This is a genomic window from Variovorax sp. YR216 (genome assembly GCF_900107745.1).
Taxonomy (GTDB): domain Bacteria; phylum Pseudomonadota; class Gammaproteobacteria; order Burkholderiales; family Burkholderiaceae_C; genus Variovorax.
This window is the reverse complement of the sequence record NZ_FNRO01000007.1, coordinates 226670-250193: the sequence shown is the minus strand read 5'-3', so window position 1 is coordinate 250193 and position 23524 is coordinate 226670. Positions and strand designations below refer to the sequence as shown.

Annotated in this window: 28 protein-coding genes; 8 read left to right on the top strand and 20 right to left on the bottom strand. The window is 64.1% G+C overall.

Annotation, left to right across the window (positions count from 1 at the left end; genetic code table 11):
* The first annotated feature begins 255 nt into the window (after positions 1-255).
* On the top strand, positions 256-1110 hold the full coding sequence (locus BLW05_RS20125) for a hypothetical protein (protein ID WP_093165317.1): 855 nt from the start codon (positions 256-258) through the stop codon (positions 1108-1110).
* A gap of 150 nt (positions 1111-1260) precedes the next feature.
* On the opposite strand, the gene arsN2 is transcribed toward BLW05_RS20125, so the two are convergent.
* The 12 genes from arsN2 to BLW05_RS35455 form a co-directional block, all read right to left on the bottom strand.
* The gene (gene arsN2 / locus BLW05_RS36820; RefSeq protein ID WP_177142741.1) at positions 1261-1698 is read right to left on the bottom strand and encodes an arsenic resistance N-acetyltransferase ArsN2; all 438 of its coding nucleotides are present in this window, start codon (positions 1696-1698) and stop codon (positions 1261-1263) included.
* 10 nt (positions 1699-1708) lie between these two features.
* Positions 1709-2446 carry an arsenical resistance protein ArsH gene (gene arsH, locus BLW05_RS20115; protein WP_093165315.1) on the bottom strand — a complete coding sequence of 246 codons (738 nt, stop codon included), beginning with the start codon at positions 2444-2446 and terminating at the stop codon, positions 1709-1711.
* Between the two features lie 10 nt (positions 2447-2456).
* Complete coding sequence (gene arsB / locus BLW05_RS20110) at positions 2457-3533, bottom strand: ACR3 family arsenite efflux transporter (protein WP_093165314.1); 1077 nt, start codon at positions 3531-3533, stop codon at positions 2457-2459.
* A gap of 7 nt (positions 3534-3540) precedes the next feature.
* Complete coding sequence (locus BLW05_RS20105; RefSeq protein WP_093165313.1) at positions 3541-4029, bottom strand: arsenate reductase ArsC; 489 nt, start codon at positions 4027-4029, stop codon at positions 3541-3543.
* A gap of 28 nt (positions 4030-4057) precedes the next feature.
* Complete coding sequence (locus BLW05_RS20100; RefSeq protein WP_093165312.1) at positions 4058-4537, bottom strand: ArsI/CadI family heavy metal resistance metalloenzyme; 480 nt, start codon at positions 4535-4537, stop codon at positions 4058-4060.
* Between the two features lie 19 nt (positions 4538-4556).
* On the bottom strand, positions 4557-4880 hold the full coding sequence (locus BLW05_RS20095) for an ArsR/SmtB family transcription factor (RefSeq protein WP_093165311.1): 324 nt from the start codon (positions 4878-4880) through the stop codon (positions 4557-4559).
* Between the two features lie 300 nt (positions 4881-5180).
* Positions 5181-5762 (bottom strand): hypothetical protein, encoded by a 582-nt coding sequence (locus BLW05_RS20090; protein WP_093165310.1) that lies wholly within the window; start codon positions 5760-5762, stop codon positions 5181-5183.
* Between the two features lie 3 nt (positions 5763-5765).
* Positions 5766-6863, bottom strand: a complete 1098-nt coding sequence (locus tag BLW05_RS20085) for a hypothetical protein (protein ID WP_093165309.1) — start codon at positions 6861-6863, stop codon at positions 5766-5768.
* A gap of 331 nt (positions 6864-7194) precedes the next feature.
* Positions 7195-7557, bottom strand: a complete 363-nt coding sequence (locus BLW05_RS20080; RefSeq protein ID WP_177142740.1) for a hypothetical protein — start codon at positions 7555-7557, stop codon at positions 7195-7197.
* Positions 7558-7851: 294 nt separating this feature from the next.
* Positions 7852-8109, bottom strand: coding sequence for a hypothetical protein (locus BLW05_RS20075; protein ID WP_143044873.1), 258 nt, complete (start codon positions 8107-8109; stop codon positions 7852-7854).
* A 224-nt stretch (positions 8110-8333) separates the two neighbouring features.
* Positions 8334-9482, bottom strand: a complete 1149-nt coding sequence (locus BLW05_RS20070; RefSeq protein WP_256330402.1) for an ABC transporter substrate-binding protein — start codon at positions 9480-9482, stop codon at positions 8334-8336.
* A complete protein-coding gene (locus tag BLW05_RS35455; RefSeq protein WP_143044872.1) occupies positions 9479-9940 on the bottom strand; it encodes a hypothetical protein in 462 nt (153 codons plus the stop codon). The genes BLW05_RS20070 and BLW05_RS35455 overlap by 4 nt, the downstream gene beginning before the upstream one ends.
* Before the next feature lie 368 nt (positions 9941-10308).
* Here BLW05_RS35455 and BLW05_RS20055 point away from each other — a divergent pair, with 368 nt between their 5' ends.
* Together BLW05_RS20055 and BLW05_RS20050 are read left to right on the top strand one after the other, a co-directional pair.
* Entirely contained in the window at positions 10309-11262 is a 954-nt protein-coding gene (locus BLW05_RS20055; RefSeq protein ID WP_177142739.1) for an MlaD family protein, read from the top strand.
* Positions 11259-12104, top strand: a complete 846-nt coding sequence (locus BLW05_RS20050; protein ID WP_093165304.1) for a tetratricopeptide repeat protein — start codon at positions 11259-11261, stop codon at positions 12102-12104. Before BLW05_RS20055 ends, BLW05_RS20050 begins: the two co-directional genes overlap by 4 nt.
* Positions 12105-12201: 97 nt before the next feature.
* Here the strand turns inward: BLW05_RS20050 and BLW05_RS20045 are convergent, their stop codons facing one another.
* The 6 genes from BLW05_RS20045 to BLW05_RS20020 form a co-directional block, all read right to left on the bottom strand.
* Positions 12202-12768 carry a hypothetical protein gene (locus BLW05_RS20045; RefSeq protein WP_093165303.1) on the bottom strand — a complete coding sequence of 189 codons (567 nt, stop codon included), beginning with the start codon at positions 12766-12768 and terminating at the stop codon, positions 12202-12204.
* 94 nt (positions 12769-12862) lie between these two features.
* Positions 12863-13252, bottom strand: coding sequence for an FHA domain-containing protein (locus BLW05_RS20040; RefSeq protein WP_093165302.1), 390 nt, complete (start codon positions 13250-13252; stop codon positions 12863-12865).
* Positions 13253-13357: 105 nt separating this feature from the next.
* The gene (locus tag BLW05_RS20035; RefSeq protein WP_093165301.1) at positions 13358-13732 is read right to left on the bottom strand and encodes a response regulator transcription factor; all 375 of its coding nucleotides are present in this window, start codon (positions 13730-13732) and stop codon (positions 13358-13360) included.
* A 52-nt stretch (positions 13733-13784) separates the two neighbouring features.
* On the bottom strand, positions 13785-14423 hold the full coding sequence (locus tag BLW05_RS20030) for a response regulator transcription factor (protein WP_093165300.1): 639 nt from the start codon (positions 14421-14423) through the stop codon (positions 13785-13787).
* The gene (locus tag BLW05_RS20025) at positions 14420-16213 is read right to left on the bottom strand and encodes an ATP-binding protein (protein WP_256330401.1); all 1794 of its coding nucleotides are present in this window, start codon (positions 16211-16213) and stop codon (positions 14420-14422) included. The genes BLW05_RS20030 and BLW05_RS20025 overlap by 4 nt, the downstream gene beginning before the upstream one ends.
* A gap of 56 nt (positions 16214-16269) precedes the next feature.
* On the bottom strand, positions 16270-16572 hold the full coding sequence (locus BLW05_RS20020; protein ID WP_093165298.1) for a hypothetical protein: 303 nt from the start codon (positions 16570-16572) through the stop codon (positions 16270-16272).
* Between the two features lie 8 nt (positions 16573-16580).
* Here BLW05_RS20020 and BLW05_RS20015 point away from each other — a divergent pair, with 8 nt between their 5' ends.
* Complete coding sequence (locus BLW05_RS20015; RefSeq protein WP_093165297.1) at positions 16581-18206, top strand: protein arginine N-methyltransferase; 1626 nt, start codon at positions 16581-16583, stop codon at positions 18204-18206.
* Between the two features lie 102 nt (positions 18207-18308).
* On the opposite strand, the gene BLW05_RS20010 is transcribed toward BLW05_RS20015, so the two are convergent.
* Complete coding sequence (locus BLW05_RS20010; RefSeq protein ID WP_143044871.1) at positions 18309-18515, bottom strand: hypothetical protein; 207 nt, start codon at positions 18513-18515, stop codon at positions 18309-18311.
* A gap of 82 nt (positions 18516-18597) precedes the next feature.
* The gene (locus BLW05_RS20005) at positions 18598-19341 is read right to left on the bottom strand and encodes a hypothetical protein (RefSeq protein ID WP_143044870.1); all 744 of its coding nucleotides are present in this window, start codon (positions 19339-19341) and stop codon (positions 18598-18600) included.
* 352 nt (positions 19342-19693) lie between these two features.
* Here BLW05_RS20005 and BLW05_RS35450 point away from each other — a divergent pair, with 352 nt between their 5' ends.
* From BLW05_RS35450 to BLW05_RS19985, 4 genes are all read left to right on the top strand, one after another.
* Complete coding sequence (locus BLW05_RS35450) at positions 19694-19954, top strand: hypothetical protein (RefSeq protein ID WP_143044869.1); 261 nt, start codon at positions 19694-19696, stop codon at positions 19952-19954.
* A gap of 410 nt (positions 19955-20364) precedes the next feature.
* A complete protein-coding gene (locus BLW05_RS19995; protein WP_093165293.1) occupies positions 20365-21441 on the top strand; it encodes an ATP-NAD kinase family protein in 1077 nt (358 codons plus the stop codon).
* 42 nt (positions 21442-21483) lie between these two features.
* Positions 21484-22482: a thiamine pyrophosphate-dependent dehydrogenase E1 component subunit alpha gene (locus BLW05_RS19990; RefSeq protein ID WP_093165292.1), complete on the top strand. Its 999-nt coding sequence runs from the start codon at positions 21484-21486 to the stop codon at positions 22480-22482.
* 24 nt (positions 22483-22506) lie between these two features.
* Positions 22507-23523 carry an alpha-ketoacid dehydrogenase subunit beta gene (locus BLW05_RS19985; RefSeq protein WP_093165291.1) on the top strand — a complete coding sequence of 339 codons (1017 nt, stop codon included), beginning with the start codon at positions 22507-22509 and terminating at the stop codon, positions 23521-23523.
* Position 23524 lies beyond the last annotated feature (1 nt).

The following is a 23524-nucleotide window of genomic DNA, read 5'->3' as shown; positions in this document are numbered from 1 at the left end:
TGCCGTTGATGGCCCGGTCGCACGACAAGCTTGCACTGGACCTTCAACACCCGCGATGCTTTAAAGGCGGATGACGTCTTGGCCTGGCTGGTGGAGGAAAGGCAGCCAGCAGCGGCCTTGCCTTGACTTGCATCAATCGCTGGCGCATTGAGCGGCGTATCTTCGGCTGGATTCTTGACTGGCAGCTCGGCCAGGTGCAAGTTGCGGCACGACGGTGGACGATGCTGTCGAGCCGACCATCGAGGAGTGACGGTCATGACCATGTCGCACGGAATTGCGCTCGCCGCGTTGCTCACCGGCCTGATGAGCGTCGGGCCACCAGTTCTGGCTCAAGCGCAGGCTCCCGCCATGACATCCACTCCGTCCGCTCCGACCGATGCGCAGGTGAGCGAACTTCAGCGGCAGGTTGAGATGCTGCAAAAGCAGTTGGACCAGTTCGACGCCTCGCCAGGCGCTGCCGCCCGCCAGCAGCTGATGCAGCAGCACTGGCAGAGCATGCAAGGCTACATGGGCGAGATGCACGACCGGTGGGGCATGGGCTATCCGTGGATGAAGGGACACCCGTGGTCGATGACGGGGCCCGGGATGATGGGAGGCGGAGGATCGTGGCCCCTACCCCAGGGGGTGACGCCCGACCAATACAACCAGCAGATGCGCGACTACACGCAGCGGATGCAAGAGCAGATGAGCAAGATTGCGCAGACGACCGACCCCGAGGAGCGCCAACGGCTCATGCAGGAGCATTGGCAAGGCATGTATCAGAGCATTCAGACGATGCGCGGCAGGGGATGGATGTGGGGCGGCGGGATGATGGGCCCAGGCATGATGACGGCCCCCGGAATGATGGGTGGGGGGATGATGGGGGGCGGCCCGCCGCCGAGTTCGAACCCACTGCCGGAAGCGAAGTCAGCAGGCGCCAAACTGGTCTCGACCTATTGCGTCCAGTGCCACGCTGCACCTGCGCCCACGCTGCATACCGCCCAGGAATGGTCGACCGTAACTCAGCGAATGCACATCCGTATGAACAGCGGCTGGCCTGGCATCAAGGCACCGACTGAAAAGGAAATGAAATCTATCGTCGCGTACATGCAGAAGAACGCTCGCCAATAGTCCGTGCCGGATGCCCATGCGCACCACATGAAGTGCATGAAGGGGTTGAACGCCTGCTTCGCAAAATGGAAACAGCTGGTTTGGCTCGGTGCCGCTAAGGCCGCAACGCGTAGCTAGTTCAGAACGTGGCCCGTTTGGAGATTCAAATCCTCAAACCTCTCGTGACATGAACACTGCAGAGCTCGGGCAAGCGCCCTGGAACTCGGCCGAAGCTAGCAGTCCTGCTGGTGCCTGGCCTCGAGCTACGGTCAAGAATCCCATCTTCGAGAAGTACCCCGTTGCGGTCGTTGTGAGCAGGCACAGATTCTTGACGCCGCGTCGACGCGCTTCCGAATGGACAGCCTCGACCAAGGCGCGGCCGATGCCCTTCCCTTGAAAAGCGGGCGACACCGCGACCGAGCGTAGCAGCGCTGCATCTGCGTATGTCTCGAGGCCAGCGGTGCCCACCACGGCACCATCGGCAATTGCAAGCAAGAACCCGCTCAGGTGCTCCTGTGCCCCGTCCAACGGAAGCGCACGGACCCGCAGCAACTCTGCTACCGCAGGCCAGTCCGACTCTTTCGCTGGTCGAATAACGACGTCGGACATGGTGCTCGGCTCAGATGGACTTCTGGTTGACTCGCTTCGAGAGCTCGGCGGCGCTTTCCTTGCGTTCGCTGTATCGGTCGACCAGGTAACTGCTGACATCGCGGGTCAGCAGCGTGAACTTGAAGAGTTCCTCCATCACGTCGACGATGCGGTCATAGTAGCTGGAGGGCTTCATCCGGCCGGCCTCGTCGAATTCCAGGAACGCCTTGGCGACCGACGACTGGTTGGGGATGGTCACCATGCGCATCCATCGCCCGAGCACACGCATCTGGTTCACGGCATTGAAGGATTGCGAGCCGCCCGAAACCTGCATCACGGCCAGCGTCTTGCCCTGGGTGGGACGAACAGCGCCCAAGGCCAGTGGAATCCAGTCAATCTGCGCCTTCATGATGCCGGTCATCGCGCCATGCCGCTCCGGTGAGGTCCAGACCATTCCCTCGGCCCACTGCGTCAGCTCGCGCAACTCTTGAACCTTGGGGTGAGTGTCCGGCGCACTATCGGGGAGGGGCAAGCCCGCGGGGTCGAATATCCTGACCTCCCCTCCCATTGCTTCCAGGAGTCTGGCTGCCTCGAAGGTCACCAGACGACTGTAGGAGCGTTCGCGCAGGGAGCCGTAGAGCATCAGAAAGCGCGGCTTGTGGCGCGAGGGCGCCTCCACGCGCAGTCGCTCCGACGTCGGCGGGTCGAACTGCTCGACGTCGAGAGCTGGGAAAGACACGGGGGTTTTGAGGGGCGTGACTTCGGACATGGTGCGCTGTTCAAGTTGCAGGCTGCCCGGCTTCGTACCAGCCTTGCGTGCGGTTCACGACAGCCACGACGGCAAGCATCACCGGCACCTCGATGAGAACGCCGACCACGGTGGCCAGCGCAGCGCCGGACTGGAAGCCGAACAGACTGATGGCGGTGGCCACGGCCAGCTCGAAGAAGTTGCTTGCGCCAATCAAGGCAGAGGGCCCGGCCACGCAGTGCTTCACGCCGAGTTTGCGGTTGAGCACGTAGGCCAGGCCAGAGTTGAACACGACCTGGATGAGGATTGGCACGGCCAACAGCGCGATGACCAATGGCTGCTTCAGGATGGCTTCTCCCTGGAACGCGAACAGCAGGACCAGCGTCAGCAGCAGTGCCGAAATGGAGAACGGGCCCAGCTTGGCAGTCACGGCCTGGAAGTGCCCGACTCCTTGGCGCAGAAGTGCTTTGCGCCAGAGCTGCGAGAGGATGACCGGCACGACGATATAGAGGCCTACCGAGACCAGCAGGGTGTCCCACGGAACGGTGATGGACGAAAGGCCCAGCAGCAGCGCGACGATTGGCGCGAAGGCAACCACCATGATGGCGTCGTTGAGGGCGACCTGGGACAACGTGAAGTACGGGTCGCCCTTGCAGAGCTGGCTCCACACGAAAACCATCGCAGTGCATGGAGCCGCTGCGAGCAGGATGAGTCCCGCCACATAGCTGTCGAGTTGTTCGGCGGGAAGGTACGGCGCAAAGACATGGCGAATGAAAAACCAGCCCAGCAGCGCCATCGAGAACGGCTTGACCGCCCAGTTGATGAACAGCGTGACGCCGATGCCGCGCCAATGAGAAGTGACCTGCCCGAGGGCACCGAAGTCAATCTTCAGCAGCATCGGAATAATCATCACCCAGATGAGAAGACCCACCGGAAGGTTGACCCGGGCCACTTCGAGGCTGGCCACTTCCTTCGAGAAGCCCGGCACGACTTGGCCCAGGGCGACGCCGACGACGATGCACAGGCCCACCCATACGGTCAGGTAACGCTCGAAGAAGCTGATGGCGGGCCTGGGCGGCGCCGCCGCTGCGATGGTGGAGGTGGTCATCAGAGCACTAGTTTTTCGAGATGCGGGTGAGCGCGGCCTGCAACTCTGCATGGTCAAGGTCGGCCAGCGGCAGTGCCAGGAGTTGCAACATGCGGTACCCGATGGCCTGGCGCGTGAGTTCGAAGGCGGTCGCCTTGTCGGCCTCCGGGGCGTTCGAGGGGTCCGGGTACCCCCAGTGGACCTTGACCGGGCTACCTGGCCAATAGGGACATTGTTCGGCCGCCGCGCTGTCGCACACGGTGATGACGATGTGCATCTGCGGCGCCGCATCGCCGGTGAACTCGTCCCAGCTCTTGCTTCGATAGCCCTCGGTCTCTATCCCGGCAGTCTGGAGTGCCTCGAGGGCGCGAGGATTGATGCGACCGCTTGGTGCGCTGCCTGCGCTGAACGCCCGCACGTCCTTGCCGAGCGCCTTGGCCCAATGGTTGAGCATCCCCTCGGACAGCACGCTGCGTGCCGAGTTGTGGGTACAGAGGATGAGTACGTTGATGGTCATGGCTCAGCGCGTTCCAATATCCCTGACTTCAGCAGCAGGTGGAGGCAGGCTTGACGGCCACACCAACAGGCTTGCCGCGAGAGGTGGGCGCGCAACACGCAGGCGCCTGCGCTGCTGCTGGCTCCTTGCTGCCCTCGCCGAACACCGGAATGTTGTCCAGGGTGTGGAAGTGTTCCCAGGCAATGCCCTGCGGGTCGGTAACCCAGTGCTTCTCGCTGCGCGCGTAGCAGCAGCTGGTCTCGCCTTGGTCCAAAAGCGCCATGTCGGCCTCCGTCGCACGGGCCTTCAACTCGGCGAGTTCTTCCGCGTCGTCGGTCTGGAACCCGAGATGGTCGACACCCGCGGCTTCGCCGCGCGTCGAAATGGCGAAGTTGATACGCGGGTCTTCGAGCATCCACTTGGCATAGTCCGCCTCGACGCGGGCGGGTTCAGCTGCAAAGAGCTTCGAGTAGAAGGCGATGCTCGCCTTCAGGTCGTTGACGTGTACATGGACGTGAAATCGCTTCATTTGTCGCTCCTTCTTGGGTTCAGCACTTGCAGGATGTCGCCGCGTCGACGAGGCACTCTTCGCCTTGGCAGCAGTTTTCGGTGAGGTACCCCAGGACGCCATTCATCCGCTCGAAAGCGGCCCGGTAGATGATGTTCCGGCTGGCTCGTTCCTGGGTCACCATGCCGGCAGAGGCAAGCTCCTTCAGATGGAACGACAGCGTTGTCGCCGGCACTCCCAGAGCCTCCTGCATCACAGCCGGCGTAAGGCCCTGCTGCCCCGTCACCACCAAGGCCCGGAAAACCTGGAGGCGCAGCGGGTGGGCAAGAGCTGCAAGGGATTGAATGACGTCGCGTTCTTCCATTTGTCCATCATACCGGAAACATCGTAGTATCGACGAAGTCTCGAGATGGCATACATGTCATATCGTGGCCATGAGGCTTACTAGGAGACCATGGACAAGGCCGAACCACCTCTCTCGCTGCTGCGCGACGCCCCCACTTCCTCTTTTTTGCCCGGGGGCAGATGTTGGGCCCGCGGCCCGAGAGGCGAGAGGAGCCTCGATACGGCTCATGCCGCGCCCTTGCACGCCTAGGCAGCGCGGCCGCAACGCGAGATCGGAGACCGACCCAGTCTCGCTCTGATCCGGTTGCGCTGGCAGCAGTCACTGGGCCCGGCGCGCCGATATGGCTGTCACGACGAGGATAAACAGGGACAGGCTGAAAAGAGCGATCGAGACCGTATAGCTCGCCGTCAGCATGAGCTCGATGTTCTTGCGAGACTCCTCCGTCCAGAGGATCTCGTTCTCCTCGGCCTTCTCCAGCCCTCCGGACTCCCTGATTGCCCCGGACAACGTCATCTCGTGAATCAGCTTCTTTGCATAGCTGGTGTAGGTCCCGCGAACGTGAAGTTCTGGCGTGCCGAGTTCCGCAGGAGGATATGCAAAGACGAAGGTGTTCATGGCCCACATGTGAATGAACAGAAGAACGAGGGCGCCGAGGCCGACTTTCGCCGCGACCGCGGCGAGGCGATGTCGTTCGACCGACGAGGGCCTCGCGGGCAGCTTCAAGACCACCAGGAACAACAACAGCAGTGACGCCAGGGAAGCCAGCCCCAGGGCCTGAAGCGGTGACAGGCTGGACACGGGTGGCACCAGATGCTTCAGGAAGGCCCCAAACAGGCCAAGCACGCCCGCCACGACCGCCGCGCCCGAAGCGATGAGCGTGGCGATACGCTTGAGTTCCATCGCTCAGGGGCCAACAACCTTGTCGGATGCTTCGAACACCAGGTCGTCAAGCTGAGCCCTGGTCGCATCGACCGATCTGCTGTTCCTGACCCCCTGAGCCTGAATCAGGCGGGCCATCGAGTCGAAGGCGTTGCGCGGCCCTATCCAGACCGCATACGGGATGCCGGCTTCCAGTTCTCCGCTCGCCGGTGACGTCGGCGTCGTGAAGCTGAGGGTCTCGAGAATCCGTCGGATCTTCGAGAGGTCAAGTTGATCACCGGCCACCATGAAGCCCCTCGGGATGACATAGACGTCCATGGCCTCCGCTGGACGACCTTGAGGCGTCGGCTTCACGATCACGGTGAGCTTGCGCGGCGGCAGGGACACGGCCCGCGCAAAACTCTCGGTCGAGGCTGCGATCGTGTCGACGGCTCCAAGCGTCGACTGGCGTCTGGTCGCATCTGCGAATGCCGAAGAGTCCGCGTTTCGCAGCGTCTTTCCGGCGAGTTCGACCTGGGCTTCTGCGAGAACGCGTTGCCGCGGAGACATCCTCGCTGCATTGGCCGCGAAGATGGCATTTGCGCGTTCAACCTGATCCGTTGCCCCGAGCAGCCGCGCCTTGTCTGCATCCTTCAGGCTTGCATTGCTCACCATCGCGCGAGTGCGTTGGATCTCGACGCCTTGGTACCTGAACACCTCCGGGCTGACCGCGGCCGCCTTTGGCGACACGGCCACCTTTCGGTCGGGCAGATCCTGGATGGGACTCACGAGATGCACGGGCTTGCCATCCCCGACCTCCCGTGTCAGCGACTTGACCTCGGGATTCCAGCGTTTGATCGCGTTCACGGTCGCCGCGTCGTTGAGATAGCCGTTGCGCCGCGTGACGTCCAGAACGTTTTCGCCCGGTCCTGCCTTTTCCGTCTTGAATGTGAAACCGCTCGACGCGGGTATGGGTGTCCGATGGCCACCTGCATCGACAGCCTCCATCGCGGGGCCTTGCTTGATGGCCGTGGTACCGGTCTTGCCCGTGGCGGAGTGACTGCCTCCTTGGGCAATGGATTCCTGTATCTGCAAGCCAAGGCCCAAGACCAGGGCGATGGAGGTGATCGCAGTGTTCTTCATGGGCTTCTCCACGCCTTGACGATCCGGAGTTCCCTCGTTGTCGGACGTCAGTCTTGACGCCCAATGACCTGGTTCCATCGTGGCAGCGCCATTGGGAATCTAGGCTTCATTGAAGTCACGAGGTACCGGACGGACGGCCTATGCCATGCGAGGAAAAACGCGCCTGCCCAAGGTCTGTCTTGAACACCGAAAGCGGCCTCGCACGAAGCGAAAAGCGCACGGCGGGCAGACCTCACGGCGCGAAGTCGCCTGGAATCGCGACGGCGCCGCGTCGCGATGTCACGACCCCGGCGCAGCCGGCGATGGCCTGGCCCCCGGGGTATTCAGCGTCTCAGTAACGATAGTTCCGTTCGCCGCGATCATCCCAGTCGCGATGGTGATGGCGCCACGCTTCACCCCGCCAGTAGCCCGGCCCTGGCTGCACGTCGTACACGCGCGCCGGTCGGTAGTAGGCCGGTGGCGGGTAGTACGCGCGCGGTGCCGGCTCGTAGTACACGGGCGCGGGCGCCGAGTAGACCGGCGCGGGTTGGTAGTAGCGCACGGGGCCCGGTTCGGCAACGCCGATTGCGACGCCCGGTACGTCGATGCCAACAGACCAGTTCGCGCCCGCATTGGCCGAGGCTGCGAAGAGTGCGCTGGCGGCCACGGCACCAACTGCGGCCAGTTTGAGAAAGGAGGAACGATTGAGGCTCACTGTGGGGCTCCTGTACGGGCGAACACCGCCCTTGCCTACCTACAACGCCCTTCGCCCATCAAATGTCACGTCGCTCACATGAAGAATGTTGCAACCCGTAACTAGAGGTCCCCGCATGCAGCCGACCGAACTTGAACGGCGATCCGTGCGGCCCTGTGATCTTGATCTGCGTGGGTGCCATTGACGTGCAACCGCGTGGACGATCGTCACGCCACTAGGCAAAGGCCGCAGCCGGCCTACCGTGCCCTTGACGCCAACCTGAAAAAGCTCTGAATCCCAGCCGCACATGACCCATCACTCGCGGCCGGAATGCGTAACCCCTGGCGATGGCAGAAAAGGCTGCGTCGCATCACGTTCAGCCAGACTTTCGAGGATGGCAGCCTGGCGCAGGTGGTAGAGCACCTTGCGAAGTATGGGCTCCGCCTCGTGCTGCAAGAAGTCGTTGGCCTTGGGATCCTTGCGGTACATGCGAAGGACGGTCACAGCCTGCATTGCCTTTTGCCGCCCCATCAGTCCGTGCGATTGCGCGAGTTTGCGCAGCTCCTTTTTCACGTCAGATCGTCGATGGGGAAAGGGTTGTGACTTTTGCCGGGCCCAGTGTAGTTCAAAAGTTTGTAGATTCTTCTCGCAGCGCGGGGCTGCGCGCCGGCGCCTGGCCGCCGTGCACAGAACGGATAGCCTTGCCAGGCAAGCGAAGCAAGCCGTCATCAAGACGCGGCGAGCGAGATGAACGGGACCTTCTGGAACGAAGAGGGGCTCGATGCCCGTCGATCGCCCTATTGCTGAATCTTGCCCTCGCTGCTGATGATCGACAGCTCGACATATTTCGAGCCGGCCCTCGCGCCGGGCCTGAACCCGACGACATAGCCTCCGAGGTCGTAGTCGTTCAAGGCGCTAAGCGTGCTCGTCATTGCTTCGCGCGTAGGCGCGCGTCCCTGCCGCCGCACTGCCTCGATGATCACGCGGCCCGCGATGTAGCCCTCCATCATCACGTAGCTGACCGGCATGTCGAGCTTTTGCGCCTTGGCGGCCTCCGCGAACTCACGGGTGAGGCGGCTGCTGTTCTTGTACGGGTTGGGCGTGACCTGCGAGATGACGACGCCCTTCATCTGTTCCTCGCCCAGTCGCTGCGACAGCTGCTCGACCTCAGCGCCGGAGTACGCGACGAGTTGTGCCGCGCCGCCCTCCATGCGATAGCGCTCGATAAAGGCCGCCGTGACGGCGCCGTTGGCCACCATGATGATGGCCTGCGGCGGGGTCTTGAGAAACGCCGACACCAAGGGCGCGGTGCTCTTGCTGTCCGGCGCATAAGAGGCGCGAGTAACGAAGGTGGCCTTTGCCCGGCCGGCCGCCTCGTCGGCCGCCGCAACCACTGCGTCGGCTCCGGCCTCGTGAAGCAGGCCTAGACGGGTGATGCCCAGGGTCGCCAAGTGCTCGGTGAGCTTGGCCAGCTCGTCGCGGATGTCGGCCCTCACGTTGAACAGCAGCGGATGCGCGGGCGGAATCCCGGTCGTGCGATAGCCCACGAGCGCCAGGCGCTGCTGGTCCAGAATGCCGGAGGCCAGGAGCGCCGCCAGGTTGCGGCCGCCGAAGTAGCCGGCCAGCACGAGCGGGCGTTGCTCCGCGACCAGCTTGCGCGTTTGCTCGACGGTGGACGCGGGCTCGCTGCGATCATCGACGCGCGCGAGCGTGAAGGTATTGCCATTCACGCCGCCTTGCTTGTTGACGCTGTCGAAAGCGAGCCGCAGGCCGGCCGCGTAGCTCAGGCCCTGCTTGGATTCCAAGCCCGTGAGCGGCGCTACCTGCCCCACCACAATGTCGGCGGCGACGGCGCTCGTCACCATGGCGCTCGCGACGGCCGCCCCCAGAATCCAGCGGGCCAAGGCGCGTGCGTTCATCAGTTGCTTCGAAAGATTGCCAATCATGCGTTCTCCTGCTCGCCGATCCCGAATCGCTGAAAGAGTGCCGACTTCAGCCGCTTGATCTCCACCATCGCATCGGACTTGGGTGCCTGCTGTCCCGACAAGACTGCCGCAGCTTCGGCCGCTGCATCCCTTGCGACTCGGGCATTCAGCGAGCATCGAATCAACTCGCGCTTGCGATCCTTGGCGTCCACGATGTCGAAGTTCTCCATGAGCGCTTCTGCGACTTCAAGCGCCGAAACTGCTGCGGAGAGCGTCATGTGGACGCCAGCGCGCACACGATTCCCGTAGTCGGTCTCTTCCTTGACATTCAGCTCTCTCTCCCGCTCGTAGGAAGGGAGCGTGCCAATGTCGGTTGGGGCGAAGTACGGCACAGCCTGAACGCCATGCTCACGCGCCGAGATCACCTGCTGCAGCGCGACTCTGACCTTCTTGACGGTTTCTAGATCTGGAGATTGCATAGCCGTTGTCTTTTCACCTCGGGAAGAGTTGGACGCCTCGGATGCTTTTCCATGGTCGCCAACGATCGCAACGGCGATCGGAAGTTGCTCAATGACAGCGCGTGGAAACGGCAGTCATCGCCATGCAAGACATCGTGCAAGTCGGGCTGATGGATACAACTGTATCGAGATGTAAATCTACTGTGAAGACACTTTCCGGTGGATCGAACTCTGGCTATTGGACCTTCGTGTCGTGAAGCCCGGCACTCCAGACGACGCATCGGCAGTGCGCGCACCTGCTCCCCACCCTGGAATCTCACTCAGGCGGTTACAGTGCGTGGCGTAGTTCGATCCACCCCTGTGGCCCTATTGACTGCCGGAGAATGTCAATGTTCAAGCCCGGTTCGAGGCGCGACGCTGCCGCCGTCATTGCTCTCATTGCGCTTGTCGCCGCACTGTTGGCCTACATCGCCTACCAGCAGCGGTGGTCGTTCAGTCCCCAGCAGCGCCTCTACGTCGAAGCGCCCGATGCGGCCGGAATCGCCGAGGGCATGCGGGTAACAACGCGCGGGGTCGTCATCGGCAGCGTTCGCAAGATCGAGTTGCCCACGGCGCAGTCCAATGACCAAGGCGCCAGGATCGAATTGGGCATTGATCACGGCTACATGGCAGGCCTGTCGAAGGGAACCCGCGCGCGATTGATCCAGGACACCACGATCGGCCAGCCGACGATCGACCTCGTGCCCCCGCGCGGCCGCACGCAACCTCTCGATCCCGGCGAGTTGCTTGCTTTCGAGCGCAACAAGGATGGCGGCCAGTTCTTGCAGGAGATGCAGGCGGCATGGATGCCCGTGATCGCTGACGCGCGCAAACTGACCGAGAGCCTGACGGATCCGGAGGGAGCCTTCCAGCAGACCCTGAAGGCAGGCCAGGACGTCGTGTCGAAGATGCCCGCCATCGCCGAAAAGACCGGCGAGGTGATCGATCAGACCGGGCAGACCGTGAAGACCATCGAGAGCGGCGCCGTGGCGACGATGCAAAGGGCCAGCCGCACCATCGAAGTCGTGGAGCAGGCAGCGCCGGCGGTAATCGACAAGGTGCAGCAGGCTGCGGCAACCTCACAGAAGGCCAGCGCCGACGTGCAGGCCATGGTGGCGCAGGCTTCCGAAAAGCTGCCAGGCGTGCTCGACCAGGTGCAGGCCGCCGCAACGCAGACGAACCAGATGGTGAGCAGTGCGCGTCAGACCTGGCCGATCAGCATGTTGACGGGCACGCCCACCACGCCGCAGTCATTGCCGATCGACAGCATCGGCGGCCTGCCGCTGCCTGGAGAAGCGCCATGAGCCGCGCGCGCCGACTGATCGCCTGCGTCCTGTGTGTAGCGGGAGCGGTCCTGCTTGGGGCGTGCTCGACGGCGCCCGCCCGCTCGGCTGCGCAGATCCAGGCCCAGGGCTCCAGCACGCAGGGGATGGATCGCGTCAAGGCCGGCGATCTGCCGCGCGCCCTGGTGTCTTTCCAGCAAGCCCTCGTGATCGCACAGTCGGTCGAGGACGATGACGCCATCGCAGCCGCACGGCTGAACCTGGCCACGGTCTATGTCGGTCTGGGTCGCCAGGACGAGGCGCTCAAGCAACTGGACATGGTGCTGGAAGAACCACGACTCGCGTTCAGCGCGGACCGGCGCGCTGAAGCCGCATTGAGGCGCGCGATGGCCGTGCAGGCGAGCGATCCTGCCAGCGCCCAACAATCGCTCGATCGGGCTGGGGCCCTCTGCGGCAGCAGTTGCAGTGTGAAGGGAAAGATCCTCAATCTGAAGGCCTACATGGCTTTGAATGCCGGTCGTGCCGAGGAGGGGTTGCGATTGGCGCAACAGGCCCACAGCGCGCTGGCCAAGGACGATGCGCTGGAACGGGCGAACGCACTGCGTCTGCAGTCGAGCGCCTACATCGCCTTGAGGACGCCGGCCGCTGCAGTGCCTCTGCTTCAGGAAGCGTTGAAGATGGACAAGGCTGCGGGCGCGAGCGAGAAGATCTATCAGGATCTGCTGCTGCTGGGGCATGCGTCCACGAACAAGCCAGAACTTGCCAGAGACTATTGGGCCCGGGCCCACGACGTGGCGGTCGCGGCGAAAAATAACGCTGGTGCCGAACGTACCGCGAAGTTGTTGGCGGCAATCGCGCCATAGGCTGCAGCGCGGTATTCCTGTCTTGATCGCCGACCTTGATGTGCGAATCGGACGGCACTCGCGCTCGACAAGCCTCGCCAAGCTCCGCTTGTTTGGTTCAAAAATTTTCGTCTCGCGACAGCAACCGACGCAGGCGGCTGCGCAGGCTTCGCCGGGCTTCCGGTGCGAGCACTTCGCAGTCGCGGTAGATCTCCCGCTCAAGCTTGAGACATTGGCCAAGCGCCGCAAGATTGAGCTCGTTGTACGCCCACACCCCATGGACCACAAAGTTGCCCGGTGTTGTTGAATCTGGCTGTGGGCTGATCGTGACACGGTGCGTTCCGATCCGTTGTAGCAGTGCCGCCCGCGCAGAGGCGATCTTCAAGCCATCCTCGTAGGATGCGACTTCGCTGCGCAAGGAAAAGCTCACGGTCTGAACGGCGAGGAAGCGCTCCGAGATGAAAGAGATGACCTCGAGGAGCACCAAGGGATCGATGTTCCGCTTTCCGGCTTTGAGAAATCTCGTGGCAATGAATCGGCCAATATGAACGTTCGTTCCAGCTCGGGTCACGTGAATGGGATCAAGAGTTCCCAGTTGAACGCTTCGGTCGTGGACGTACATCGGTTCGCCAAGGACATAGGGCGCAAAGTCCGGCCCACTGATGCGCAGTTCCTTGAATGTCATCGTTGTTTCGAGGCGACGTTCATGCGTGGCCGCATCGGCCTTGCACAGATTTCCCACCCGTTTCCCCGCACAGGGCCACGCACGCTGCGCAACATCAGCGCTTCTGGCCGTGCAACGGATTCGCCGCCCCGTCGATGTCGATCAGCAGGCCGGGAACCGTCAGGAGGCGCAGCGCGTCAACCTGGCTGTATTCCTGGTCGTTGGCTAGAAAGCGCATCTCGCACTCGCCGATCTTGATGCTGTCGCCGTTCGCCAGAACCAGCGTTTCGACCTTGACGCCGTTCACGAACGTGCCGTTGCGGCTGCCAAGATCCCTCAGGGTGACGAACGCCGGACCGACCATGATGGACGCATGCACGCGGCTCACCTGGTTCACGTCGATCACGATGTCGTTGGTCGAGGCGCGCCCGATCTTCGTTTCATGTGGTCCCAGCGACACCTGCCGGGTCTTCCCGGGGTGCTCCATCAGGATGAGTTTTGGCATGTTTCTCCCCTTTGCTCATGCGAATCCTGTATGCACTGTGGCCTTGGGCTTGCTGGGCGTCTACTGCCCGAAGGGGAAGTTGCAGGCGCCTGCCCGCGATGGCCATCAGGTCGTCAGGCGGCGGATGGCCTCGAGAACCCGGACGCCGGAATCGCTCTTGCGAAAGTAGGCAGCGCAGCCCGCGGCCTGCGCACCGGCGCGCGTTTCCGGATCGTCGTGCGCGGTGATGAAGATGAAAGGCGGGTTCCCACCCCCCTCCGCGACCAGGCGCCTGGCGAGTGCGATGCCGGACATACCGCCAAGCTGCACATCGAGCACCAGGCAATCGAACCGGGGCGGCTTCGTGTCCGCGAGGAATGCCTCCGCCGACACATAGGTGATGGGCTGCATGCCCGACGCACGCAGCAACCGTCCGAGCGATCGGCCGAGGCTTTCATCGTCATCGATGACCGCGACGTAGATAGGAGGCTGGGTGCTCATCGAAAGTCCGTGTGCACACTGTGGGCGTCGCGGCGCCGCCCGTCTACTGCCCCTAAGGGAAGGTGGGCGCGTCGGCGGGCATGACACCGGCCTCCTGGGTCAGTCGCGCGAGTGTCGCGACCGATCGCACCCCCAATTTCGTCATGATCGCCGTGCGGTGCAACTTTACGGTTCGCTCCGTAATGCCAAGGTCGCTGGCCATCTGCTTGTTGAGCCGTCCCCGCAGGACATGGGAGAGTACTTCGAGTTCGCGGGCCGAAAGCGCGTCGAAGCGCTCGCGCAGCGCAAGTCGCCGGGCTCGTTCCTCGCGTTCCTGCGCATTGCGCGCCAGGGCGCGCCGCACAGCGTCGAGCAGCTGTTCCATGGGCGCGCGCTTCTCCAGGAAGTCCTCCGCACCGCCGCGCATCGCGCGCACGGTCGAGGCGATATCGCCTTGGCCGCTCAGAAAGAGCAGCGGCATCGGATTGGATGCCTGGGCGAGCGCCGCTTGCAGATCCAGTCCGTTCAATCCGGGCATCTGCAGATCAGCCACCACGCAACCCGGCGCGTCGGCGACGGAATGCGCGAGGAAATCGTGCGCGGACTGGAAGGTCTGCACCGCGAATCCGCTGGCTCGCAGCAGTCGCGACGTGGCCGTGAGGAACGACACATCATCGTCGACGAGGTAGACCGTGGATGAAGTCGCGTTCATGTCGCGGCAACCTCCGTCGCCGCGTCCGAGGGCACCTGCGAGGAAATCGGCAGCGTGAAGCGAAGCCTCGCCCCACCATCATCGAGATTCTCCGCCCACAGCCGACCGCCATGTGTCTCCACGAGGGTGCGCGAGATCGACAGGCCCATGCCCATTCCCGCCGGCTTGGTGGTGAAGAATGAACCGAAGATCTGCTCGAGCCTGTCGGCGGGGATGCCCACGCCGTTGTCGCTCACCGCAATCTCCACGGCTCGTGCCCCGTCGCGAACAGCGCTCACGGCGATGCGCCGGACCTTCCTGCCCGCTTCGTCGATCGAGTCCATGCCATTGGAGATCAGGTTGAGCAATACCTGCTGAAGATGTACACGGTCGCCAAGGACCGGCGGCACGTCGTCTGCGATCTCCAGCACCAGACTCACCTGCCGCGCCGCGGCGTCGGGACGCGAGAGCGCCGCAACGTCGCCGATGAGCTCGTCCACGTCGAGCGGCTGGATCTCGATCTCGCGTCGCCTGAGCAGCGCGCGCATGCGGTCGACGACTGCGCCGGCACGTTGATCGTCGCTGAGGATGTCGTCGACGATCGCGCGGATCTCGTCAAGGTCCGGCGAGCCCGCCTGCAGCAGGATCGATGCCGCCTCCGCATTGCGCTGGATCGCACCGAGCGGCTGGTTGATTTCGTGCGCCAGCGCGGAGGCGAACTGGCCCATCACCGAGACCCGCCCCGCGTGGACGATCTCGTGCCGCAGCTGCAGCATTTCCCGCTCCGCCTGTTTGCGCCCAGTGCAATCAGTGCAGGCGCCGCGCATGCGAATTGGCCGCCGATCGGCGTCGAGGTCGACCCGGCCTTGCGCCGCAATCCAGCGGACGCGGCCGTCCGGCAGCGCCAGGCGAAATTCCGACGCGTACTCGCCGCCGTCCGCGACCGCCTTCGCCAGAGCCTGCCGGACCGGGTCGCGATCATCCGGATGAAGTTTCGTCAGCATTCGCTCCAGGTCCACCTCTTGCGCGGGTGCAAAGTCGAACAACTCGCGCCACTTGGCGCTGGCCCAGAAGTCCTTCCGCGCGAAATCCCGGACCCAGATCCCAACGTCTGCAGCCTCGGCGGCCAAATTCATGCGCTGTTCGCCTTCGCGCAACTCGTGGACGAGCTGCGACGCCCGAAGTACTTCTCTGCTCACCTCGTACCCGATCAAGACGATGATCCCGGGGTAGACCAGTTTGAGCGTGGTGGGCGCCTTGATGACGCCCCACACCAGGAGCGCGGACTGCCCCGCGGCAGCGAGCAGCAGAAGCGCAAGGATGCCTCCGACCCTGAGCGCCGTGCGCCTGTTGCCGCGACGCCAGGCGGTGACGCTGGCGTCGGCCACGTAGATCAGAATCAGCAGCACGCCCAACTGCCCGACCAGCATCCATGGATTCGGCACGCCCACGGGAACAGACACGAGCTCGCCGAGAAACGAAACGCGCCGGAGTTGGGTGATCTCGTTGTAGTTGAGGTTCTGTCCCGTCGTGAAATTGAGCAGCAGCGAGATCGTGCGCAGCCCGATGGCGCTCCACGCGAGCCACGGGCGACCAGCGTTCAGGTATACGCGTACGAAGGCGACAAGCGACACGAGCAAGAACCAGATCGGCACATGGATCCACTTCACCGCGGAGCTGAACTCTTCGGGGGTCTGCGCTTGAATCATCCGCAAGTCGCAGAACACGAAGCCCGTGGTCGCCACGGCCATGAGCGAAAAGAAGAAGTAGGGTCTGGCCGTGCGATCTCTGACCCAGACCGGCAGCAGCACCCCGGCGAGCGTGAGGCACGCCGCCGCGACCATGGACCAGATGACGGTGATCCAGCTCACAGTGACCCGCGGCCCGGCAGGCGGATCCGCTCGGCGAGATGCTTCGGGCCCCACACCGACGGGCCGGCCAGGGCCGCGCCGGCTCTCGTATGCAATTGGCGGTTAACAGAAATGTGCATCTCTTCGAAGTTGCGCCTGGCACGTAGTTCAGCGGGATGGACCGGCCACATCGTCCCAAAGACGACCACACTGGGGATGCCGTTCCTGGCCATATTTTCTTGGGCGACAGGGGCGTTCTTCGCCATCCCGAGCATGAGCGCGCGGATATGATTTTGCACCTCCCGTACCAGCAGTTCCACGCAGTCTTATGAACACCAAGATCAATGTATTGAAGACGCAGTTCAGGGAGGGCCGACGTGCAGAAGCCATTGCGGAATGCGAGGCCCTGTGCTCGCAGGATGACGCGGCGATGGAATTCAAGCGCCTGTGCGCGACGATGCACCTCATGGAGCGCAATTTCGCGCGCTCGCGCGAGTGGCTGGTGCAGGTTCGCGCGAGCGAGCCGGGAAATGCGGACGTCCTGTTCAACATCGGGCTGTGCGAGCGGGAACTGAAGGACTTCACGCAGGCTGCGGGCACGTTCACCCTCTACACGGACAAGTTTCCAGCCGATCCGGGCGGCTGGACCGGGTTGGCCGAGAGCAGGCTCGGATTGCACGAGTTCGATGCCGCCTTGCGCGCCGCAGGCCGTGCAATCGAGATCGATCCGGCCTGCGTTCCGGCCTGGACGGTCCGCGCAAACGCCCAGAAGGCGACCGGGCGTTACGAGGAAGCCCTGGTTTCGTTCGCGCGCGCGATCCAGCTCGCCCCGAACGACATCGACCTTATGCTCAGCCAGGGGGATACGTACGAAGCTGCTGGAAACCCCGAACAGGCGGCCGCGAACTACAAGGCGGTACTCGCGGCAAGGCCGGACGACGGTGCCACCTTGCAGAAGGCCAGCGTCTGCCTGCTCCACCTCAAGCGCGGCGGTGAAGCGATCCAGCTGTGTCGCGACATCCTGAAGGTCAGTCCGGACAACCTGACCGCCAAGTTTGGCAAGGACTGGCTGTTGAGCCAGTTGGTCCCCTACTGGCACGTCCCGATGATGAACGAGGAGGAGCGCAACCTCGCCTATTTCGAAGGGCTGAAGGCCGTCGTCACGCCCGAAAAGACGGTGTTCGAGGTCGGCACCGGGTCGGGCCTGCTGGCCATGATGGCCGCCAGGTTGGGCGCGCGCAAGGTCGTCACGTGCGAAGCGGTCGACCTGGTCGCACACACCGCCTCGGAGATCGTCAGGCGCAACAACTTCCAGGATCAAGTGAGCGTCCTGGCGAAACCTTCCTTCAAGGTTCAGCTCGGCACCGACCTGCCGGAGAAGGCCGATGTGCTGGTGCACGAGATCTTTTCCAGCGAACTGCTCGGCGAGCATGTCCTTCCTGCGCTCGAAGACGCAAAGGCCCGGCTGCTGAAGGAAGGCGGCGAGGTGCTGCCGGCGCGCGGAAGCCTCATGATCGCTCTTGTCTCGGGCGACGAGCTCGGGACGGAACTGCACGTGGACAAGGCCTTCGGCTTCGACCTGAGCCCCTTCAACGCCATCTATCCGAAGAAGCGGCCCATCCATCGCGAGGACTTGCCGCGAGTACTGCTAAGTGCCGACGTGGAAGCCTTCCGATTTGACTTCGTGGCGCAATCGCAATTTCCGCCAGAAAGGAAGCGCATTGATATTCCCGCGGTGACGAGCGGCCTTTGCTACGGCGTCATCCAGTGGATCCGGTTCGAGTTCGGTCAGGGCGTGGTGTTCGAAAATCATCCCTCCCGCCCCAGGCCAGCGGCGAACTGGCAGCACACGGTCTACCTTTTCGATGCACCTGTGCAGCTTGAAGCGGGTGAGGTCGTCGCGATCAGCGCCATGCATGACCGCACCCGCCCCTGGTTCGAACGGGTCTGCTGAAGCCCGCCCGCACCTTTTCCGCTCGCTCGGCAGCAAAAGCGGACTTCCAGCAGGCGACCACTGAAGGCTGCAAGCTGGCGCTCAACGGACATTCGCAGCGCCCTACTCGGTTGTCGGCTCCCGCTGCGGCTCGAGCGCGCGACGGCCCTTGTCGGTCAGGTTGACCAGCATCTCGTCCTGATCCTCCGATTCAAGCGCATGCACCAGGCCAGCAGCCTTCAGCGCAAGCACCTTGTTCATGGAATCGTTCTCGCGCACCAGCATCGGCAGCGATTCCTTGCCCATTCGGGCGAGCAACTTCAACGGCATTCTCTTGTCTCCATTCACAAACAAACGGCGAGGAAAGCAGTCCGCCACCAATCCGTTTGAACGATGCGGCAGCGGGGCGGCACTACCTGTCCCCCAATTCCCTCTCGCAGAAGATCTCCGCGGACCTCGACACCTCATCACGGCAGAATGCCTCCACATATCGCGGGCCACTCACGTCGTTCAGGTACTGGATCGCCAACGCGTGGTTCAGGAGATCCTGGGAGGTGAATTCGGGCGCAACGACCTTTGCAAGCACCTCGCTCCGCTCGAAATCGATCGATAACACCGGAGCCTGCCCTTCCCAATCAGCATCAGCTGGATGCAGGGGGGCCTTTGCCACGAATCGAACAACCCGATTGCCGACCTTCGGGAAGAACTCATGCATCCGTTGCAAGACCACCAAGGCGTCGCTGGCGAACTCGGCCACGACGCTCGCCGGGTACATGGGCGAGGCCTGGAGGAGCGTGATTTCGAGTGCGCCGTCGTCCGGCGCGCTCTCCACGACATGACTGATCTGGGGATGAAGCTCGCCGAGCACCAACGGGACGGACGCCAATGCCCGGGGCAACTCGCGGCTCTCCTTGTCCAGGAAGATCGCGCCTCCGAACGTCAGGAACACCACCGCCAGAACGGCAAAGAACATCCATTCGGGCCAATCCGTCACGCCGAGGGTTCGGTGCGCCGGTATTGGTTCCCGCTGGGTGCTGCCGGTCGGCTGCTGATGCCCCGCATCCAATGGAACCCGTGAAGTGATGATGTCGCCAGGAAGCACCTCCCCCGTCGCATCTCTGGCATCGGACCTGCGTACCAAGGATTCAGAGTTCATGAGCCGCAGGGAATAGCACAGAAGACACGTCCGTCAAGGTAACGCCTGGCCTTGTTCGCGCCGTGGCATCGAACGGACGTTCAAACGCGCCGCGCAATGCAGGCGTGGCGGGATCAGGCGATGTGAAGTCGATCAAGACCCTTACGGGCATGGATGGGCAACGGGCAAAAAGGCGCGATTCTGGCTGTCCGGCACGGAGAGAAAAACGGCGGTGGGTCACATATTTGCAGGCGCTCCCGGGCGCTTCCACGCAGACGATCCCTCCCTCTTCACAGCCAGAGAAAAGCGAATACTAGGGTTAACCCTTAAAATTGAGGGCTACATCATCACGACCCTCCAGAGGACCTTCCCTATGTCGACCACGCTTGCCAACGGTCTTTCCATCAAGGCGCCCCGCGACTCGTCTTTCCCCAACGCACTGTCCCGTCGCGCGCTGGCTTGGCTTCTGCGCCTGTTGACCGGGTGGAAGATGCCGGCCCCCGACGTGCCCTTGACGCGCAAGGCAGAGGCCGACGCACTACGTGACTGGGCATGGACCTTGGCCCACTCCCACCGCGGCTTCTCGGACGACCTCTTCGCAGCTGCCGACCGCCACGAACGCACGGGCTCCTGAGCGCGCCCCTCCGGGCCGTGCGTAGCGCGTCCTCTGAGTGGCGGGCTATCGAGGGGAACGGCCACAGTTGCCCTGAAGGCCGGCAGCGCGGGAAAGTTCTTACCACCTACCCGCGCCATGGCGTGATGCGCGGTAACCATCGCCTCACGTTCGCCCGGTAGCGCCTGTACCAGATCGCAGTCTGGAGTGAACGACCATTCCATGCTCGGCCAATGCATCCGGTCGAGAGTGCATGCACAGTCGTCGGATCGCTTCGCTCCCACATGCTATTGCGTGTCACAGGGTGCAGTGACACGTGTCACATCGCTGCAGTCCCTGGCCCGTGGGGAAACCCGTAGGCCCCCACTTGGCGCCAGAGGAAAGGCCACTTGCTTGCCGGCCTCTGGCACGCCGATTGCGCAATAGAGGCCATGTCACATGCGCCCAGCTTCGCATCTCCGGTCGTCGGCCTGATCGCCAACCCCGTCTCCGCACGGGACATCCGGCGCATCGTTGCCAATGCAGGCAACCTGCAGTTGCCGGACCGCGTGAACATCGTCCTGCGCCTGCTCTCCGCGCTGGCGGCCACGGGCGTTTCGCGCGTCCTGATGATGCCGGACCGCGCCGGACTGGTCGCGATGCTTGCGCGCCACCTTGCGCGCGAACAGCGCCAGGGCCATGTGCTGGCGCAGGTCGAGCTGCTGGACATGGTGCCGGTCGCCACGGTGGAGGACAGCTGCCGCGCCGCGCGACTGCTGCGCGATGCCGGGGCCACCGCGATCGTGGTGCTGGGCGGCGACGGCACGCACCGCGCCGTGGTGCGCGAGCTGGTGGCAGGCACCGCCGACTGGCGCGACACCGTGCCGGTGTGCGGCTTGTCCACCGGCACCAACAACGCCTTTCCCGAGCTGCGCGAATCCACCACTGCCGGCCTCGCCGTCGGCCTGTACGCCACGGGCCGGTTGCCTGCCGAGGTGGCCCTGGCCTCCAACAAACTGCTGGACGTACGCATCGATAGCCCCGCCGGCACGCGCTGCGACATCGCATTGGTGGATGCGGTGCTGGCCGACGAACGCCTCATCGCAGCCCGCGCGTTGTGGAAGCCCGAGGGACTGCGTGCCGTCTACCTGGCATTCGCCGAAGCGCAGGCCATCGGCCTCTCTTCCATCGGCGGCCTGCTGCAACCGGTGCCACGCGATGCGCCGGGCGGGCTCGCCGTGCATCTGGCGCCCGAGCCTGCGCGCCGTAAGCGGATCGTGCGCGCGCCCATCGCGCCGGGCATGGTGCGCGCCATCGGCATCGAACAGGTCGAGGCCATGCCGCCAGGCCAGGACTTCATCGCGCGCCATGCGGCCGGCGTGGTCGCGCTGGATGGAGAGCGCGAGCTCGCTTTCGGCCCCGGCGAACGCGTGCGCATCAGCGTGCGCGCGAACGCCTTTTCCACCATCGACGTGGGCCGCTGCCTGCATGAGGCCGCCTTGCGCGGCCTGCTGTGCAGCGCGGCCTGAATGGCTTCTTCGTTACTTACCACCACCCCAAGGAGACGCACCATGCCTAGTGACAACCCCTTCCCGCTGGACAAGCCGGCCCTGCTGGCGGCCTATCGCCGCATGCGCACCATCCGCGAATTCGAGGAGCGCCTGCACGTGGACTTCGCGCGCGGCGACATTCCCGGCTTCGTGCACCTGTACGCCGGCGAGGAAGCCACCGCCGTCGGCATCATGAGCCACCTGGGCGATGGCGACCGCATCGCCTCCACCCATCGTGGCCACGGCCACTGCATCGCCAAGGGCGTGGACGTGGTGGGCATGATGAAGGAGATCTACGGCAAGACCGGCGGCTCCTGCAACGGCAAGGGCGGCTCCATGCACATTGCCGACCTCTCCAAGGGAATGATGGGCGCCAACGGCATCCTCGGTGCCGGCGCGCCGCTGGTGTGCGGCGCGGCGCTGGCCGCCAAGTACCGCGCGAAGGCAGGCGGTCCCAGCGATGTCGGCATCTGCTTCGTGGGCGATGGCGCCAGCAACCAGGGCACCTTCCTCGAAAGCCTGAACCTGGCCGCGGTGTGGAACCTGCCGGTGATCTTCGTGGTGGAGAACAACGGCTATGCCGAGGCCACCTCGCGCGACTACGGCACCGCGGTCGACAGCTACGTGGACCGCGCTGCCGGCTTCGGCCTGCCCGGCGTGACCGTGGACGGCACCGACTTCTTCGCAGTGCACGAAGCCGCGGGCGAAGTGATCCGCCGCGCCCGCGAAGGTGGCGGACCTTCGTTGCTGGAATGCCAGATGGTGCGCTTCTACGGCCACTTCGAGGGCGACGCCCAGACCTACCGCGCCAAGGGCGAGCTGGAGCACATCCGCGCCAACCGCGACTGCCTGCGCCACTTCGCCGATGCCGTGACCGGCGCCAGCCTGGTGAAGGCCGACGAGCTGGCCGCCATCGACCGCGAGGTGCTGGACCTGATCGAGCGCGCCTGCACCGAAGCCAAGGCCGCCCCGCAGCCCGCGCCCGCCGCACTGACCACCGACGTGTACGTGAAGTACTGAACAAGAGAAACCCAGGAGACCAACATGGCCAGAAAGATCAGCATGAAGACCGCCATCAACGAGGCGATCGACCAGGAGATGGCGCGCGACGCGAGCGTGATCATGATGGGTGAGGACATCGTCGGCGGCGCCGGTGCGCAGGGCGAGCAGGACGCCTGGGGCGGCGTGCTCGGCGTGACCAAGGGCCTCCATGCCAAGCACGGCGACCGGCTGCTGGACACCCCCCTGAGCGAAAGCGCCTACGTGGGCGCGGCCATTGGCGCCGCGGCCTGCGGCATGCGGCCCATTGCGGAGTTGATGTTCATCGACTTCATGGGCGTGTGCTTCGACCAGATCTTCAACCAGGCGGCCAAGTTCCGCTACATGTTCGGCGGCAAGGCCGAGACGCCCGTAGTCATCCGCGCCATGGTAGGCGCGGGCTTCCGGGCCGCGGCGCAGCACTCGCAGATGCTCACGCCGCTGTTCACCCACATCCCCGGCCTGAAGGTGGTGTGCCCCAGCACGCCCTACGACACCAAGGGCCTCCTGATCCAGAGCATCCGCGACAACGACCCGGTGATCTTCTGCGAGCACAAGAACCTGTATGGCCTGGAAGGCGAGGTGCCCGAAGCCAGCTACGCCATTCCCTTCGGCGAGGCCAGCGTGGTGCGCGACGGCAAGCATCTGAGCATCGTCACCTACGGGCTGATGGTGCACCGTGCGCTGGAGGCCGCCGCGCTGCTTTCCAGGGAAGGCATCGAAGCCGAGGTGATCGACCTGCGCACGCTCTCGCCGCTGGACATGGACACGGTGCTCGAGAGCGTGGAGCGCACCGGCCGCCTGGTGTGCGTGGACGAGGCCAGCCCGCGCTGCAACATCGCCACCGACATCGCCGCGCAGGTGGCGATGCAGGCCTTCGCTGCGCTGAAGGGGCCGATCGAGATGGTCGCGCCGCCGCACGTGCCGGTGCCCTTCTCACCCGCGCTGGAAGATCTCTATATCCCCAGCGCAGCGCAGATCGCCGCCGCCGCACGCCGCACCTTGGGCAAGGGAGCGCACTGAG

Excerpts from the sequence above, each read along its gene's own strand:
- BLW05_RS20125 (WP_093165317.1), top strand. The coding sequence starts at position 256 with ATGACCATGTCGCACGGAATTGCGCTCGCCGCGTTGCTCACCGGCCTG.
- arsN2 (WP_177142741.1), bottom strand. The coding sequence starts at position 1,698 with ATGTCCGACGTCGTTATTCGACCAGCGAAAGAGTCGGACTGGCCTGCG.
- arsH (WP_093165315.1), bottom strand. The coding sequence starts at position 2,446 with ATGTCCGAAGTCACGCCCCTCAAAACCCCCGTGTCTTTCCCAGCTCTC.
- arsB (WP_093165314.1), bottom strand. The coding sequence starts at position 3,533 with ATGACCACCTCCACCATCGCAGCGGCGGCGCCGCCCAGGCCCGCCATC.
- BLW05_RS20105 (WP_093165313.1), bottom strand. The coding sequence starts at position 4,029 with ATGACCATCAACGTACTCATCCTCTGTACCCACAACTCGGCACGCAGC.
- BLW05_RS20100 (WP_093165312.1), bottom strand. The coding sequence starts at position 4,537 with ATGAAGCGATTTCACGTCCATGTACACGTCAACGACCTGAAGGCGAGC.
- BLW05_RS20095 (WP_093165311.1), bottom strand. The coding sequence starts at position 4,880 with ATGGAAGAACGCGACGTCATTCAATCCCTTGCAGCTCTTGCCCACCCG.
- BLW05_RS20090 (WP_093165310.1), bottom strand. The coding sequence starts at position 5,762 with ATGGAACTCAAGCGTATCGCCACGCTCATCGCTTCGGGCGCGGCGGTC.
- BLW05_RS20085 (WP_093165309.1), bottom strand. The coding sequence starts at position 6,863 with ATGAAGAACACTGCGATCACCTCCATCGCCCTGGTCTTGGGCCTTGGC.
- BLW05_RS20070 (WP_256330402.1), bottom strand. The coding sequence starts at position 9,482 with ATGATTGGCAATCTTTCGAAGCAACTGATGAACGCACGCGCCTTGGCC.
- BLW05_RS35455 (WP_143044872.1), bottom strand. The coding sequence starts at position 9,940 with ATGCAATCTCCAGATCTAGAAACCGTCAAGAAGGTCAGAGTCGCGCTG.
- BLW05_RS20055 (WP_177142739.1), top strand. The coding sequence starts at position 10,309 with ATGTTCAAGCCCGGTTCGAGGCGCGACGCTGCCGCCGTCATTGCTCTC.
- BLW05_RS20050 (WP_093165304.1), top strand. The coding sequence starts at position 11,259 with ATGAGCCGCGCGCGCCGACTGATCGCCTGCGTCCTGTGTGTAGCGGGA.
- BLW05_RS20045 (WP_093165303.1), bottom strand. The coding sequence starts at position 12,768 with ATGACATTCAAGGAACTGCGCATCAGTGGGCCGGACTTTGCGCCCTAT.
- BLW05_RS20040 (WP_093165302.1), bottom strand. The coding sequence starts at position 13,252 with ATGCCAAAACTCATCCTGATGGAGCACCCCGGGAAGACCCGGCAGGTG.
- BLW05_RS20035 (WP_093165301.1), bottom strand. The coding sequence starts at position 13,732 with ATGAGCACCCAGCCTCCTATCTACGTCGCGGTCATCGATGACGATGAA.
- BLW05_RS20030 (WP_093165300.1), bottom strand. The coding sequence starts at position 14,423 with ATGAACGCGACTTCATCCACGGTCTACCTCGTCGACGATGATGTGTCG.
- BLW05_RS20015 (WP_093165297.1), top strand. The coding sequence starts at position 16,581 with ATGAACACCAAGATCAATGTATTGAAGACGCAGTTCAGGGAGGGCCGA.
- BLW05_RS20010 (WP_143044871.1), bottom strand. The coding sequence starts at position 18,515 with ATGCCGTTGAAGTTGCTCGCCCGAATGGGCAAGGAATCGCTGCCGATG.
- BLW05_RS20005 (WP_143044870.1), bottom strand. The coding sequence starts at position 19,341 with ATGAACTCTGAATCCTTGGTACGCAGGTCCGATGCCAGAGATGCGACG.
- BLW05_RS35450 (WP_143044869.1), top strand. The coding sequence starts at position 19,694 with ATGTCGACCACGCTTGCCAACGGTCTTTCCATCAAGGCGCCCCGCGAC.
- BLW05_RS19995 (WP_093165293.1), top strand. The coding sequence starts at position 20,365 with ATGTCACATGCGCCCAGCTTCGCATCTCCGGTCGTCGGCCTGATCGCC.
- BLW05_RS19990 (WP_093165292.1), top strand. The coding sequence starts at position 21,484 with ATGCCTAGTGACAACCCCTTCCCGCTGGACAAGCCGGCCCTGCTGGCG.
- BLW05_RS19985 (WP_093165291.1), top strand. The coding sequence starts at position 22,507 with ATGGCCAGAAAGATCAGCATGAAGACCGCCATCAACGAGGCGATCGAC.